This is a genomic window from Mycobacterium talmoniae, from assembly GCF_001854525.1.
Lineage (GTDB): Bacteria > Actinomycetota > Actinomycetes > Mycobacteriales > Mycobacteriaceae > Mycobacterium > Mycobacterium talmoniae.
This window is the reverse complement of record NZ_MLQM01000144.1, coordinates 1-14,112: the sequence shown is the minus strand read 5'-3', so window position 1 is coordinate 14,112 and position 14,112 is coordinate 1. Positions and strand designations below refer to the sequence as shown.

Annotated in this window: 12 protein-coding genes; 9 read left to right on the top strand and 3 right to left on the bottom strand. The window is 67.9% G+C overall.

Annotation, left to right across the window (positions count from 1 at the left end):
• The first annotated feature begins 310 nt into the window (after positions 1 to 310).
• The 6 genes from BKN37_RS20735 (at position 311) to BKN37_RS20710 (ending at position 5,829) form a co-directional block, all read left to right on the top strand.
• Positions 311 to 820 carry a YflT domain-containing protein gene (locus tag BKN37_RS20735; RefSeq protein ID WP_071028844.1) on the top strand — a complete coding sequence of 170 codons (510 nt, stop codon included), beginning with the start codon at positions 311 to 313 and terminating at the stop codon, positions 818 to 820.
• Between the two features lie 91 nt (positions 821 to 911).
• Positions 912 to 2,318, top strand: coding sequence for an extracellular solute-binding protein (locus BKN37_RS20730; protein WP_071028843.1), 1,407 nt, complete (start codon positions 912 to 914; stop codon positions 2,316 to 2,318).
• Positions 2,315 to 3,220, top strand: coding sequence for a carbohydrate ABC transporter permease (locus BKN37_RS20725; RefSeq protein ID WP_071028842.1), 906 nt, complete (start codon positions 2,315 to 2,317; stop codon positions 3,218 to 3,220). The genes BKN37_RS20730 and BKN37_RS20725 overlap by 4 nt, the downstream gene beginning before the upstream one ends.
• Positions 3,213 to 4,052 carry a carbohydrate ABC transporter permease gene (locus BKN37_RS20720; protein WP_071028841.1) on the top strand — a complete coding sequence of 280 codons (840 nt, stop codon included), beginning with the start codon at positions 3,213 to 3,215 and terminating at the stop codon, positions 4,050 to 4,052. Before BKN37_RS20725 ends, BKN37_RS20720 begins: the two co-directional genes overlap by 8 nt.
• A 2-nt stretch (positions 4,053 to 4,054) precedes the next feature.
• On the top strand, positions 4,055 to 5,236 hold the full coding sequence (locus BKN37_RS20715) for an ABC transporter ATP-binding protein (RefSeq protein WP_071028840.1): 1,182 nt from the start codon (positions 4,055 to 4,057) through the stop codon (positions 5,234 to 5,236).
• Positions 5,233 to 5,829: a suppressor of fused domain protein gene (locus BKN37_RS20710; RefSeq protein WP_071028839.1), complete on the top strand. Its 597-nt coding sequence runs from the start codon at positions 5,233 to 5,235 to the stop codon at positions 5,827 to 5,829. The genes BKN37_RS20715 and BKN37_RS20710 overlap by 4 nt, the downstream gene beginning before the upstream one ends.
• 92 nt (positions 5,830 to 5,921) lie before the next feature.
• On the opposite strand, the gene corA is transcribed toward BKN37_RS20710, so the two are convergent.
• Positions 5,922 to 7,019: a magnesium/cobalt transporter CorA gene (corA, locus tag BKN37_RS20705; RefSeq protein ID WP_083341930.1), complete on the bottom strand. Its 1,098-nt coding sequence runs from the start codon at positions 7,017 to 7,019 to the stop codon at positions 5,922 to 5,924.
• Between the two features lie 160 nt (positions 7,020 to 7,179).
• On the opposite strand from corA, the gene BKN37_RS20700 reads away from it, so the two are divergent.
• Positions 7,180 to 8,349, top strand: a complete 1,170-nt coding sequence (locus BKN37_RS20700) for an NAD(P)-dependent malic enzyme (RefSeq protein WP_095407160.1) — start codon at positions 7,180 to 7,182, stop codon at positions 8,347 to 8,349.
• Positions 8,336 to 9,193, top strand: coding sequence for a glycine betaine ABC transporter substrate-binding protein (locus BKN37_RS20695; protein WP_071028837.1), 858 nt, complete (start codon positions 8,336 to 8,338; stop codon positions 9,191 to 9,193). The genes BKN37_RS20700 and BKN37_RS20695 overlap by 14 nt, the downstream gene beginning before the upstream one ends.
• 89 nt (positions 9,194 to 9,282) lie before the next feature.
• Here the strand turns inward: BKN37_RS20695 and BKN37_RS20690 are convergent, their stop codons facing one another.
• A complete protein-coding gene (locus BKN37_RS20690) occupies positions 9,283 to 10,113 on the bottom strand; it encodes an SDR family NAD(P)-dependent oxidoreductase (protein WP_071028836.1) in 831 nt (276 codons plus the stop codon).
• Positions 10,114 to 10,234: 121 nt separating this feature from the next.
• Between BKN37_RS20690 and BKN37_RS20685 the strand changes: the two genes are divergently transcribed.
• The gene (locus BKN37_RS20685; RefSeq protein ID WP_071028845.1) at positions 10,235 to 10,603 is read left to right on the top strand and encodes a DUF732 domain-containing protein; all 369 of its coding nucleotides are present in this window, start codon (positions 10,235 to 10,237) and stop codon (positions 10,601 to 10,603) included.
• Positions 10,604 to 10,738: 135 nt separating this feature from the next.
• On the opposite strand, the gene BKN37_RS20680 is transcribed toward BKN37_RS20685, so the two are convergent.
• A partial coding sequence (locus BKN37_RS20680) for a multifunctional oxoglutarate decarboxylase/oxoglutarate dehydrogenase thiamine pyrophosphate-binding subunit/dihydrolipoyllysine-residue succinyltransferase subunit (RefSeq protein WP_071028835.1) occupies positions 10,739 to 14,112 on the bottom strand: 3,374 nt, incomplete at its 5' end.

Genomic DNA, 14,112 nt, shown 5'->3' with positions numbered 1-14,112 from the left:
GTGGGTAGCCAGCCGCCGGCGGCGGGTAGCCCGGAGGCGGCGGCGGGACATAGCCGGGCGGGTACTCGGGGTAGTCGACCGGAGGGTAAGGGTTCACCGGCGGCTGCTCGGGGTAGTCGGTCGCGGGATCGACCGCCGGGCATCGCTGTCGAGCGTGGGCTGACCACCGGAAGCTGTCATGGTGTTCAACCTAGCGTATGCGCAGGTGACGCAGGGTTGGGTTGGTCCGAGGCGGCACCGGGTGCGACGACGCCGCGGGTGGTCTGACCGCGGTTGGGTAGCTAGCCTGTCGGAAGGAGAGAGGGGAGCGATGACCAGCCCGTTTCAGCCCGGACAGACACCGGCCACCTCCGGGGGCCGCGGCGGCGCCAAGTTGCCGACCCCGCCCAAGGGCTGGCCGATCGGGTCGTACCCCACCTACGCCGAAGCCCAGCGCGCCGTCGACTACCTGTCCGACCAGCAGTTTCCGGTGCACCAGGTGACCATCGTCGGGGTCGACCTGATGCAGGTCGAACGGGTCACCGGCCGATTGACCTGGCCCAAGGTGCTCGGCGGCGGGGTGTTGACCGGCGCCTGGCTGGGCCTATTCATCGGGCTGGTGTTGGGTATCTTCAGCCCGCACCCCTGGTCGGCGCTGGCGACCGGGTTGATCGCCGGGGTGTTCTTCGGCTTGATCACCTCCTCGATCCCGTACGCGATGGCGCGGGGCACCCGGGATTTCAGCTCCACCCTGCAGTTGGTCGCCGGCCGCTACGACGTGCTGTGCGATCCCCAGAACGCCGAGCAAGCTCGGGATCTGCTGGCGCGCCTGACCATCTGACGCCGCGGCCGCCGAAGTGTTGCGGATCACGCCCACGGACCTCTACGGTTCTGGCGCGGAACAATCCTTACCGGGATGAGAGGCGGGTGTCGTGGCGAGTCGTCGCGGGCGCGCACGGCGGCTGGGCGCGGCCGCGCTGGCGGCGCTGACCATCGCGGTGTCGGGCTGCGGCTCGGCCAACACCGGCCTCACGATCAGCCTGTACACCCCGGGCACCGACTCCGCGACCTTCACCGCGATCGCCAAACGCTGCTCGGACCAAGCCGGCGGCCGGTTCACCATCCGCCAGATCAGCCTGCCGCGGTCCGCCGACGAGCAGCGGCTGCAGCTGGCCCGTCGGCTCACCGGCAACGACCGCACCCTGGACGTGATGGCGCTGGACGTGGTGTGGACCGCCGAGTTCGCCGAAGCCGGGTGGGTGGTGCCGCTGTCCGACGATCCGGCCGGGCGGGCCGAGACCGACGCGACCACCAACACCCTGGCCGGTCCGCTGGCCACCGCCCGCTGGCGGCAGCGGCTGTACGCCGCACCGCTGACCACCAACACCCAATTGCTGTGGTACCGAGCGGATTTGATGAACACGCCGCCGACAACCTGGGACGCCATGGTGGCCGAGGCCACCCGGCTGCACACCGCGGGGCAACCCAGCTGGATCGCGGTCGAGGCCAAGCAGTACGAGGGACTGGTGGTGTGGTTCAACACGCTGCTGGACAGCGCGGGAGGCCAGGTGCTCTCCGAGGACGGCAAAACCGTCACCCTGACCGACACCCCGGCGCACCGGGCCGCCACCGTCAAGGCGCTGCAGATCATGAAGGCGGTGGCCAGCGCGCCCGGCGCGGACCCGTCGATCAGCCAAACCGACGAGGGCACCGCACGATTGGCGCTGGAGCAGGGCAACGCCGCACTGGAGGTCAACTGGCCGTTCGTGCTGCCGTCCATGCTGGAGAACGCGGTGAAAGGCGGGGTGGCGTTTTTGCCGCTCCACCGCGATCCGGCGCTGGCCGGCAGCATCAACGACGTCGGCACCTTCGCGCCCAGCGGCGACCAGTTCCGCATCGCCTACGACGCCAGCCGCCGCGTGCTGGGCTTCGCGCCCTACCCCGCGGTGCAGCCGGGCCGGCCGGCCAAGGTCACCATCGGCGGGCTGAACCTGGCGGTGGCCAAAACCACCCGGCATAAGGCCGAAGCGTTTGAAGCCGTGCGCTGCCTGCGCAATGTCGCCAACCAGAAGTATGTCTCGATCGAAGGAGGCCTTCCGGCGGTGCGGACCTCGCTGTATGACGACCCGCAATTCCAGGCCACCTATCCGCAGCACGCCATCATCCGCCAACAGCTCAGCCACGCCGCGGTGCGACCGGCGACGCCGGTGTATCAGGCCGTGTCCACCCGGATTTCGGCGACGTTAGCGCCGATCACCGCGATCGACCCGCAGCGCACGGCCGACGCGCTGAGCGTGCAGGTGCAAAAGGCCATCGACGGCAAGGGGTTGATCCCATGACCGCCACCGTCACCCCGGCGGCCGGCACCGATGACCGCCGATCGCAGCGGCGGCTGGCGTTCATCCTGGTCGCCCCGGCGGTGATCCTGATGCTCGCGGTGACCGCCTACCCGGTCGGGTACGCGATCTGGCTGAGCCTGCAGCGCTACAACCTGGCCACCCCCGACGACACCGCGTTCGTCGGCCTGGACAACTACGTGACGACGTTGACCGACCGGTACTGGTGGACCGCGTTCGCGGTGACGCTGGCGATCACCGTCGTCTCGGTCACCGTCGAACTGGTGCTGGGGATGGCGCTGGCGTTGGTGATGCACCGCACGTTGTTCGTCAAGGGGGTGGTGCGCACCGCGGTGCTGGTGCCCTACGGCATCGTCACGGTGGCCGCGGCCTACAGCTGGTATTACGCGTGGACCCCGGGTACCGGATACCTGGCCAATCTGCTGCCGCGCGGCAGCGCGCCGCTGACCGAGCAGATCCCGTCGCTGGGCATCGTGGTGCTGGCCGAGGTCTGGAAGACCACCCCGTTTATGGCGTTGCTGCTGCTGGCCGGCTTGGCGCTGGTGCCCGAGGATCTGCTCAAGGCCGCCCAGGTCGACGGCGCCGGGGCCTGGCGGCGACTGACCAAGGTCATCCTGCCGCTGATCAAACCCGCGATCCTGGTGGCGTTGCTGTTCCGCACCCTGGACGCGTTCCGCATCTTCGACAATATCTATGTGCTCACCAATGGCTCCAACAACACCGGCTCGGTGTCCATCCTGGGCTACGACAACCTGTTCAAGGGCTTCAATGTGGGTCTGGGATCGGCGATCTCGGTGCTGATCTTCGCCTGCGTCGCACTGATCGCGGTGCTGTTCATCAAGGTGTTCGGCGCCGCGGCACCGGGGGCCGAGCGCGATGGCTGAGCGGGTGGGCGGCCGGGGCCGGGCGGCGGGCTGGGTGGTCATCGACGCCCTGGTGGTGCTCTACGCGTTGTTTCCGGTGCTGTGGATCTTGTCGCTGTCGCTCAAACCCACGTCAACGGTCAAGGACGGCAAGCTGATTCCGTCGTCGATCACCTTGGACAACTACCGCGGCATCTTCTCCGGCGGGTTCTTCACCTCGGCGCTGGTCAATTCGATCGGCATCGGGGTGATCACCACCGTGATCGCGGTGGTGATCGGCGCCATGGCCGCCTACGCGGTGGCGCGGCTGGCCTTCCCCGGCAAACGGGCGCTGATCGGCGCGGCGCTGCTGATCGCCATGTTCCCGCAAATATCGCTGGTCACACCGCTGTTCAACATTGAACGCGCAACCGGGCTGTTCGACACCTGGCCGGGACTGATCATTCCCTACATCACGTTCGCGTTGCCGCTGGCGATCTACACGTTGTCGGCGTTCTTCGCCGAGATTCCCTGGGACCTGGAGAAGGCGGCCAAGATGGACGGCGCCACCCCCGGGCAGGCCTTCCGCAAGGTGATCGCGCCGCTGGCCGCGCCGGGGGTGGTGACCGCGGCGATCCTGGTGTTCATCTTCGCCTGGAACGACCTGCTGCTGGCGCTGTCGCTGACCGCCACCAAAGCGGCGATCACCGCGCCGGTGGCGATCGCGAATTTCACCGGCAGTTCGCAATTCGAAGAGCCGACCGGATCCATTGCCGCCGGCGCGATGGTGATCACCGTCCCGATCATCATCTTTGTTCTAATCTTCCAACGACGGATTGTCGCGGGGTTGACCTCCGGCGCGGTGAAGGGATAGCGATGGCCGAGATTGTGTTGGATCACGTGACCAAGCGTTATCCCGACGGCGCCGCCGCCGTGCAGAACCTGTCGCTGACCATCGCCGACGGCGAGTTTCTGATCCTGGTGGGGCCGTCCGGCTGTGGTAAATCCACCACCTTGAATATGATTGCCGGCCTGGAAGATATTTCCTCGGGGGAACTGCGCATCGGCGGCGAACGGGTGAACGAGAAGGCGCCCAAGGACCGCGATATCGCGATGGTGTTCCAGTCCTACGCGCTGTACCCGCACATGACGGTGCGGCAAAACATCGCGTTCCCACTCACCTTGGCCAAGATGAAGAAGGCGCAGATCGCCGAGAAGGTCGAAGAGACCGCGAAAATCCTGGATCTGACCGAGCTGCTGGACCGCAAACCGGCGCAGCTTTCCGGGGGGCAGCGGCAGCGGGTCGCCATGGGCCGCGCCATTGTGCGCCATCCCAAGGCGTTTTTGATGGACGAGCCGCTGTCCAACCTGGACGCCAAACTGCGGGTGCAGATGCGCGGGGAAATCGCCCGGCTGCAGCGCCGGCTGGGCACCACCACGGTCTATGTGACGCACGACCAAACCGAGGCCATGACGCTGGGCGATCGGGTGGTGGTGATGCACGGCGGTGTGGCGCAACAGATCGGCGCACCCGATGAGCTCTATGAGCGACCCGCCAACCTGTTCGTGGCGAGCTTCATCGGCTCGCCGGCGATGAACTTCTTCCCGGCCACGTTGACCCCGACCGGGGTGATCCTGCCGTTCGGTGAGGTGACGTTGACCCAGCCGGTCTACGACGCGGTCACCCAGCATCCGACACCGGACAACGTCATCGTCGGGGTGCGGCCCGAACATCTCGGTGATGCGGCGTTGATGGATCGCTATCAACGCATCACCGCGGTCACCTTCGAGGTGAAGGTCGACATGGTGGAATCGCTGGGCGCCGACAAGTACGTGTATTTCACCCTCGCGGGCTCCCACGTGGAGTCGGCGCAGCTGGCCGAGCTGGCCGCCGAATCCGACGGCGGCGACAGTGAACTGGTGGCCCGGGTGCCGGCCGGGTCGAAGGCCGCCAAGGGCCAGTCCATCCAATTGGCCGTCGACGCCGCCAAACTCGTGATCTTCGACGCCGACTCCGGTGTCAACCTCACGATTCCGCCCCAACCCGACGCGTCGTGACCGCGCCGTTGGCCACGGTGCGCGAGCACCTGGTGGGCCACTTCACCCGGGCCGGCATCGACGCGCCGCCCGCGGCGGCCAGCGTGACGTTTCTGGGCACCGAACCGGTGGAGGTGTTGCGGTTCGGCCCCGACGGCGACCGGGTGGTGCACTATGTGTCGCTGGGCTGTTCGCGGCATCCGATGACCGACGCCGCCGACATGGTGGCCGATCCGCTGCGCGGTCCGCGCGCCGAAGTTGTGCTGCGGCTGCGTGATCCCGGTCCGGTGACCGGGTTGGCCCGCAGCCTGGCGGTGCTTGCCGCGGCCCCGGTGGTGGAGGGGGTGGTGCTGACCGTCGATGCGCTGATCGACCTGGGGTCGCCGCTGTGGGCCGAGGCACCGTTCACCGCGGTGTTGTTGGGCGACAGCGGTATCGGGGAGGCGGCGTTGGAGCCGCCGTGCGAGCCGGTGCGGTTTCTGTCGGCGACGCCGATCACCGCGACCGAGGCCGCCTGGGTGCGGCTCAAGGGCGCCGAGGCCCTGCGCGATGCCTGGCACACCGACGGCGTCGATGTGCTGGACCCGCGGCGCCGCGCCGCCCAACCCGGCTGATTTCTCCCCGCGAGCGTGCGCAAATGTACGCCGACACGCCGGTGGGAGTGGCATTTTGCGCACGCTGGCGCGGCGGCTGGCGGCTGGGGCCGCTACAGCCAGTCGTTGTGCCGGAAGGTGCGGTACAACACCACCCAGATGCCCACCATCACCAGCAGGGTCACCGGATAGCCCCACTCCCACCGCAGCACCGGCATGTTGGCGAAGTTCATGCCGAAGATGCCGGCGATCAGGGTGGGCACCGCCAACATGGCCGCCCAAGCCGAGATTTTGCGCATGTCGGCGTTCTGCTGCATGCCGACCCGGGCCAGCGCCGCCTGCACCAGCGAGCTCAGCATGTCGTCGTAGCTGGTGATGCGGTCGGCGGCCTGAGCCTGATGGTCGGCGACGTCGCGCAGGTAGCGACGCACTTCCTTGGAGATCAGATCCTTGTACTCGGTCTGCATCCGCTGAAACGGCACCGACAGCGGCGCGACGGATCGGCGCAATTCGACGACCTCGCGCTTGATCTGATAGATCGGTTCGACGTCGGTGCGCTGTCCGGGCGCGAACGCCACCTCCTCGATGGCGTCGATATCGTCTTCCATCAGGTTGGTGACTTCGCGATAGTGGTCCACCACATGGTCGGCGATCGCGTGCATCACCGCGTACGGTCCCAGCCGCATGTGTTGCGGGTCGGCGTCCATGCGCTTACGCACCTCGGAGAGCCCGCCGTGTTCCCCGTGCCGGACGGTGACCACGAAATCCTTGCCGACAAAGATCATGATTTCGCCGGTCTCCACGATCTCGCGGGCCAGCACCTCCGAGTCGTGCGCGACGTAGTTGACGGTTTTGAGAACCAAGAACACGGTCTCGTCGTAGCGTTCCAGCTTGGGCCGCTGGTGGGCGTGCACGGCGTCCTCGACGGCCAACGGGTGCAGGCCGAAAACGTCTGCCACGCCCTGCATTTGGGTTTCGTCGGGTTCGTGCAGGCCGATCCAGGTGAACGCGTCCTGGCCGGCCTGTTCGATCTCATGCACCTTGGCCTGCGCCGCCGAATGCGTGAATTTGCCGGGCAATCGCACCCCGTCGACGTAGACGCCGCAGTCGACCATCGCGCGCTCAACCGGTATCGGACCCCGTGCGACATCGGTCGATGAATCGCGGTGCGCGCCGCGCAGTGACGGCGGCAGCGAACGAAACGACGGCATGGTCCGATCTCCCTCGAGCAGGTCACCTCAATCGCGAAACTCCGACACCTGACGCTCAAATGCTACTCGCCAGTACTGTCCGCACGGCACCCGTGGCGGTGCCGTTTGCACGGCAGTGAAGTAACCTGGCGCGGTGGCAGAAACGGAGCCGTTTGCGCATCTGGTTATCGGTGACGAGGAGATCTTCTCCGCTCACCTCGGTGGGAAGTTATCGGTCGAACTGAAATCGCCGCTGGACACCCAGCGGGCGTTGTCCATCGCCTACACCCCGGGGGTGGCGCAGGTCAGTCGGGCGATCGCCGCCGATGTAACCCTGGCCGCCCGCTACACGTGGGCCAACCGGTTGGTCGCCGTGGTCAGCGACGGCAGCGCGGTGCTCGGCCTCGGGGACATCGGTGCGGCGGCGTCGCTGCCGGTGATGGAGGGCAAAAGCGCGCTGTTCAAGACCTTCGGCGGGCTGGACTCCATCCCGATCGTGCTGGACACCAAGGACCCCGACGAGATCGTGGAGACCCTGGTGCGGCTGCGGCCGACTTTCGGGGCAGTGAACCTGGAGGACATCTCCGCACCGCGCTGCTTTGAGATCGAGCGCCGCGTCATCGAGGCGCTGGACTGCCCGGTGATGCACGACGACCAGCACGGCACCGCGATCGTGGTGCTCGCCGCGCTGCGGGGCGCCACCACGGTGCTCAACCGCGACATGGCCGGGCTGCGCGTGGTGGTCTCCGGCGCCGGGGCAGCCGGGGTGGCCTGCACCAACATCTTGTTGGCCAGCGGTATTACCGACATCACCGTGCTGGACTCGAAAGGGATCCTGCACACCGGCCGCGACGACCTCAACACCTTCAAAGCCGAGCTGGCCACCCGCACCAACCCGGCCGGTCGCACCGGCGGACTCGCGGAGGCGCTGGCCGGCGCCGACGTCTTCCTGGGTCTGTCGGCCGGGATCGTCCCCGAAGACCTCATCGCCTCGATGGCGCCGAACGGGATCGTGTTCGCGTTGTCCAACCCGATCCCCGAGATCCACCCCGACCTCGCCAAGAAGTATGCGGCCGTCGTCGCGACCGGGCGCAGCGACTTCGCCAACCAGATCAACAATGTGCTGGCGTTCCCGGGTGTCTTCCGCGGCGCGTTGGACGCCGGAGCGCGGCGCATCACCGAACGGATGAAGGTGGCCGCGGCCGAGGCGATCTTCTCGGTGATCGGCGATGACCTGGCGCCCGACCACATCGTGCCCAGCCCGCTGGACCCGCGGGTCGGGCCGGCGGTCGCCGCCGCGGTCGCCGCGGCCGCCGCCGATCAGGTGTCGCCAGCAGGTGCGGCCGACTAACGTTCGCCGGCGGGTCGCGGGTCCGCTAGCCCTGCTGGCCCTGGTGGTCGCCGGCTGTGCCGGGCCACCCGCGCCGCCGTCGCTGGCCGTCGGGACGACGGCCGACCCGGAGTTCGTGGTGCTGGCGCACCTGTACGCCGGGGCGTTGCGTGGGGCGGGGGCTCCCGCCCATGTCCGCACCGCGGCCGACCCGGTCGCCGAGCTGAGCTCCGGCTCCCTGGACGTGGTGCCCGCGCTCACCGGGCGGCTGCTGCGGACGTTGATCCCCAACCCCACCGTGCGGTCGGACAAACAGGTCTACCGGGCCATGATCGCCGCGTTGCCCGAGGGCATCGCGGCCGGTGACTACACCACCGCCGCGGAGGACAAGCCCGCGCTGGCGGTCACCAAGGCCACCGCGCGGGCCTGGGACAGCGCCGACCTGTCGGCGCTGGTCCGGCACTGCGCCGGGTTGGTCGTCGGGGCCACCCACGGTGGCCGCACCCCCGCGGCGGTGGGTCAGTGCCGGTTGCCCGCGGCCCGCGACTTCCCCGATGACGCCGCCCTGTTTGCGGCGCTGGCGGCCGGACAGTTGACCGCGGCGTGGTCGAGCACCGCCGCCCCGGACATTCCCGCGGACTTGGTGGTGTTGGCCGATCGCGAGCCGCCGCTGGTGGCGGCGGAGAACGTGGTGCCGCTGTATCGCCGCAACGAGCTGCCCGAACGGCAGCTGCTGGCGATCAACGAGGTCGCCGGGGTGCTGGACACCGCCGCCCTGGTCGACATGCGCCGCCGGGTGGCCGACGGCGCCGATCCGCAAGCCGTTGCCGACGGGTGGCTGGCCGAACACCCCCTCGGCCGCTAGCGCCTTCCCTCGCGAGCGTGCGTGTCCCCGGTCGACACGCCGGCCAAATCCCGGGTTTGCGCACGTTCGCGAGGACGGCGCCGGGTGGCTCAGCGCGACGCCGGCATCATCCGACCGGTCACCGCGGAGAACAACCGCTGGTATCCCGAACCGGTGATGCGCACGAGCAGGTCGAGCACCCGGGCGTCCGGGCCGATGAGCACCCGGGCCCGGTTCTTGCGGACACCCTCGAGGATCACCCGGGCCGCCTTCTGCGGGGAGGTGGACGCCAGCCGCTTGTCGAAGAACTCGGCCAGCTCGTTGGCGTCGACGCCCTCGGCGGCGGTCGCGTTGCGGGCGATCGCGGTTTTGATGCCGCCCGGGTGCACCGTGGTCACTTTCACCGGGTGGCCGGCCAACGCCATCTCCTGGCGCAGCGCCTCGGTGAAGCCGCGGACTGCGAATTTCGCCGAGTTGTAGGCGGCCTGGCCGGGCACCGAGAACAACCCGAAGATGCTGGACACATTGATCACGTGCCCGTCCCCGGAGGCGATCAAGTGCGGCAAAAACGCCTTGGTGCCGTTCACCACACCCCAATAGTCGACGTCCATCACCCGCTCAATGTCCTTGAACTGGCTGACCTCGATATCACCGGTGAACGCGATCCCGGCGTTGTTGTAGATCTGGTTGACCTTGCCGAAGTGCTCGTGGACCTCCTCGGCGTAGGCGATGAACGCCTCACGTTCGGTGACGTCAAGCCGGTCCGCCTTGACCGGCGCACCGATCGCCTTGAGCTCCTTCTCGGTCTGCGCCAGCCCCTCGAGATCGACATCGCTGATGGCGACGCGGGCCCCGGACCGGCCCAGCTCAATGGCCAGTGCCTGGCCGATACCCGAACCCGCGCCGGTGACGACGGCGACTTTCCCGGCAAACCCCTGCATGCGCCCACTCCCTACGTGTTCAGTCGGTCGATGCCAGGCTAGCCGGTACCGGCGGTACCTCCTTGCGCGGGTGGCCCTGAATTTCGGTTACCGGCCCCGATCGCCGTACGATGCCCTGATCATGAAGTGCAGTCGCGGGATCCGGCTCGGGTCGCTGATGCTCTCCGCCGGGTTGTTGGCCGGGTCCGCGGTGCTGGCCGCACCGAGCCGCGCCGACTCGAGCAGCGATGCGTTTCTCTCGGCGCTGACGAATGCGGGCATCGCCAGCCCGGACCCGGCGACCGCCGTCGCGGTCGGTCAGTCGGTCTGCCCGATGTTGTCCGAGCCGGGGCAAAACACGGCCAACGTGGCGGCGAAAGTGGCCGACTCCACCGGGATGTCGCTCGGGCCGTCGACCATGTTCACCGGGATCGCGATCTCGATCTTCTGTCCCGCCCTGGTGTCGCGGTTGGGTGCCGGCGTGCCGCAGCTGCCGATCCTGGGCGGCTAGCCCCGCCGGCGCCGGCGCGGTGACGCCGCGTCTAGTGCCGCGGCGAGCGTGCGCAAACCCGGTGATTCGCCCGGCGTGTCGACCGGGGACACGCACGCTCGCGGCAAAAGGTGCCTCGCGGAAGAACAGGACCCCTCAGCCGAAGGCCTCGTCGAGGATCTCCTGCTGCTCGACGGCGTGCACCTTCGACGAGCCCGACGACGGCGCCGACATGGCGCGGCGCGAGATCCGCTTGATCCCGGTCAGCTTGTCGGGCAACAGTTCCGGCAACTCCAGGCCGAACCGCGGCCACGCGCCCTGGTTGGCCGGCTCCTCCTGCACCCAGAAGTACTGCCGGGCGTTGGGGTAGCGGTCCAGCGTTTCGGCGAGCCGACGCTTGGGCAGCGGCGCCAGCTGCTCGATCCGGACAATCGCGACGTCGTCGCGGTTGTCCTTGGCCTTGCGGGCGGCCAGCTCGTAGTACACCTTGCCGCTGGTCAACAAGATGCGGGTCACCTTGCTGCGGTCGCCGATACCGTCCTCGTAGCTGGGTTCCTCCAGCACCGAGCGGAACTTGACCTCGGTGAAGTCCTTGATGTCGCTAACCGCGGCCTTGTTGCGCAGCATCGACTTCGGGGTGAACACGATCAGCGGCCGCTGAATCCCGTCCAGGGCGTGCCGGCGCAACAGGTGGAAGTAGTTCGACGGCGTCGACGGCACCGCGATCGTCATCGACCCTTCCGCCCACAGCTGCAGGAAGCGTTCGATGCGTCCGGAGGTGTGGTCGGGCCCTTGGCCTTCGTGGCCGTGCGGCAGCAGCAGCACCACGTTGGACAGCTGTCCCCACTTGGCCTCACCGGAGCTGATGAACTCGTCGATGATCGACTGGGCGCCGTTGACGAAGTCCCCGAACTGGGCCTCCCACAGCACGAAGGCATCCGGGTTGCCGACGGTGTACCCGTATTCGAAGCCGACGGCCGCAAACTCCGACAGCGGCGAGTCGTACACCAGGAACTTGCCGCCGGTCGGGGTGCCGTCGGTGGTGGTGGCCAGCAGCTGCAGCGGGGTGAACTCCGCGCCGGTGGTGCGGTCGATGATCACCGAATGCCGTTGGGAGAACGTGCCGCGACGGGTGTCTTGGCCGGACAGCCGGATCAGCTTGCCCTCGGAGACCAGGGAGCCCAACGCCAGCAGTTCGGCGAACGCCCAGTCGATCTTGCCCTCGTAGGCCATTTCGCGGCGCTTCTCCAGCACCGGCTTGACCCGCGGGTGCACCGTGAAGTCCTCCGGGACCGCCAGATGCGCGTCACCGATCCGGGCCAGCAGCGCCTTGTCCACCGCGGTGTTCAGGCCGCGGGGGACCTGCTGCTCGGACTCCACCGATTCGCTGGGCTGCACGGCGTGCTTTTCCAGCTCGCGGACCTCGTTGAACACCCGCTCCAGCTGGCCCTGGTAGTCGCGCAGCGCGTCCTCGGCCTCTTTCATCGAGATGTCGCCGCGGCCGATCAGGTCCTCGGTGTAGCTCTTGCGGACACCGCGTTTGGTGTCGATCACGTCGTACATGTACGGGTTGGTCATCGACGGGTCATCGCCCTCGTTGTGCCCGCGGCGGCGGTAGCACAGCATGTCGATGATCACGTCCTTGTGGAACTTCTGCCGGAAGTCCACCGCCAGCCGCGCCACCCATTCGCACGCCTCCGGGTCGTCCCCGCTGACGTGGAAAATCGGCGCCCCGATCATCTTCGCGACATCGGTGCAGTACTCGCTGGACCGCGAGTGGTCGGGCGCGGTGGTGAAACCGATCTGGTTGTTGACGACGATGTGGATGGTGCCGCCGACGCGGTAGCCGGGCAGCATCGCCATGTTCAGGGTTTCGGCGACGACGCCCTGGCCGGCGAACGCGGCGTCCCCGTGCAGCATGATCGGCACCACCGAGAAGCCCTGTTCGCCGGCGCCTTTGTCCAGCAGGTCCTGTTTGGCCCGGACCAGCCCCTCCAGCACCGGGTCGACGGCCTCCAGGTGCGACGGGTTCGCGGTCAGCGACACCTGAATGTCGTTGTCGCCGAACATCTGTAGGTACACGCCGGTGGCGCCGAGGTGGTATTTGACATCCCCGGACCCGTGCGCCTGGGACGGGTTCAGGTTGCCCTCGAACTCGGTGAAGATCTGCGAATACGGCTTGCCGACGATGTTGGCCAGCACGTTGAGCCGGCCGCGGTGCGGCATGCCGATGACCACCTCGTCGAGACCGTGCTCGGCGCACTGGTCGATCGCGGCGTCCATCATCGGGATGACGGTCTCGGCGCCCTCCAGCGAGAACCGTTTCTGCCCCACGTACTTGGTCTGCAGGAAGGTCTCGAACGCTTCCGCGGCGTTGAGTTTGCTCAGGATGTACTTCTGTTGGGCGACAGTCGGTTTGACGTGCTTGGTTTCGATCCGCTGCTGCAGCCACTCCTGCTGCTCGGGTTCGAGGATGTGGGTGTACTCCACCCCGACGTGCCGGCAGTAGGCGTCGCGCAGCACCGACAGCACGTCGCGCAGCTTCTTGCGCTCCGCCCCGGCGAACCCGTCGACCTTGAACACCCGGTCCAGGTCCCACAACGTCAGGCCGTGGGTCAGCACGTCGAGGTCGGGGTGGCTGCGGAACCGGGTGTTGTCCAGCCGCAGCGGATCGGTGTCGGCCATCAGGTGGCCGCGGTTGCGGTACGCGGCGATCAGCTCGATGACCCGCGGGTTCTTGTCGAAGATCGAGTCCGGGTTGTCGGTGCGCCACCGGATCGGCTCGTACGGGATGCCCAGTTCCCGGAAGATCTCGTCCCAGAACCCGTCGGAGAGCAGCGTTTCGTGGATGGTGCGCAAAAAATCACCGGATTCCGCGCCCTGGATGATCCGGTGGTCGTAGGTGGAAGTCAACGTCACCAGTTTGCCGATACCCAGCTCGGCGATGCGTTCCTCGCTGGCCCCCTGGAACTCCGCCGGGTATTCCATCGCCCCGACCCCGATGATGGCGCCCTGCCCGGCCATCAGCCGCGGCACCGAGTGCACCGTGCCGATGGTGCCGGGGTTGGTCAGCGAAATCGTCACCCCGGCAAAGTCTTCGGCGGTCAACTTGCCGTCGCGGGCCCGACGGACGATGTCTTCGTAGCCGGCGATGAACTGGCCGAACCGCATGGTTTCGCACCGTTTGATGGCCGCGACCACCAACGAGCGCTTGCCGCCCTTCCCGGGCAGGTCGATCGCCAGGCCGAGGTTGACGTGGGCCGGGGTGACCGCGTTGGGTTTGCCGTCGACCTCGGCGAAGTGCCGATTCATGTTGGGGAACGCTTTGACCGCCTGCACCATGGCGTAGCCCAGGATGTGGGTGAACGACACCTTGCCGCCGCGGGCGCGCTTGAGGTGGTTGTTGATGACGGTGCGGTTGTCGATCATCAGCTTGGCCGGGACCGCCCGCACACTGGTCGCGGTCGGCACCTCCAGCGAGGTCGACATGTTCTTCACCACGGCGGCCGCGGCGCCGTGGTGAAGAACAT

Coding starts and splice junctions, on each gene's coding strand:
- BKN37_RS20735 (WP_071028844.1), top strand. CDS start 311: ATGACCAGCCCGTTTCAGCCCGGACAGACACCGGCCACCTCCGGGGGC.
- BKN37_RS20725 (WP_071028842.1), top strand. CDS start 2,315: ATGACCGCCACCGTCACCCCGGCGGCCGGCACCGATGACCGCCGATCG.
- BKN37_RS20720 (WP_071028841.1), top strand. CDS start 3,213: ATGGCTGAGCGGGTGGGCGGCCGGGGCCGGGCGGCGGGCTGGGTGGTC.
- BKN37_RS20715 (WP_071028840.1), top strand. CDS start 4,055: ATGGCCGAGATTGTGTTGGATCACGTGACCAAGCGTTATCCCGACGGC.
- corA (WP_083341930.1), bottom strand. CDS start 7,019: ATGCCGTCGTTTCGTTCGCTGCCGCCGTCACTGCGCGGCGCGCACCGC.
- BKN37_RS20690 (WP_071028836.1), bottom strand. CDS start 10,113: ATGCAGGGGTTTGCCGGGAAAGTCGCCGTCGTCACCGGCGCGGGTTCG.
- BKN37_RS20685 (WP_071028845.1), top strand. CDS start 10,235: ATGAAGTGCAGTCGCGGGATCCGGCTCGGGTCGCTGATGCTCTCCGCC.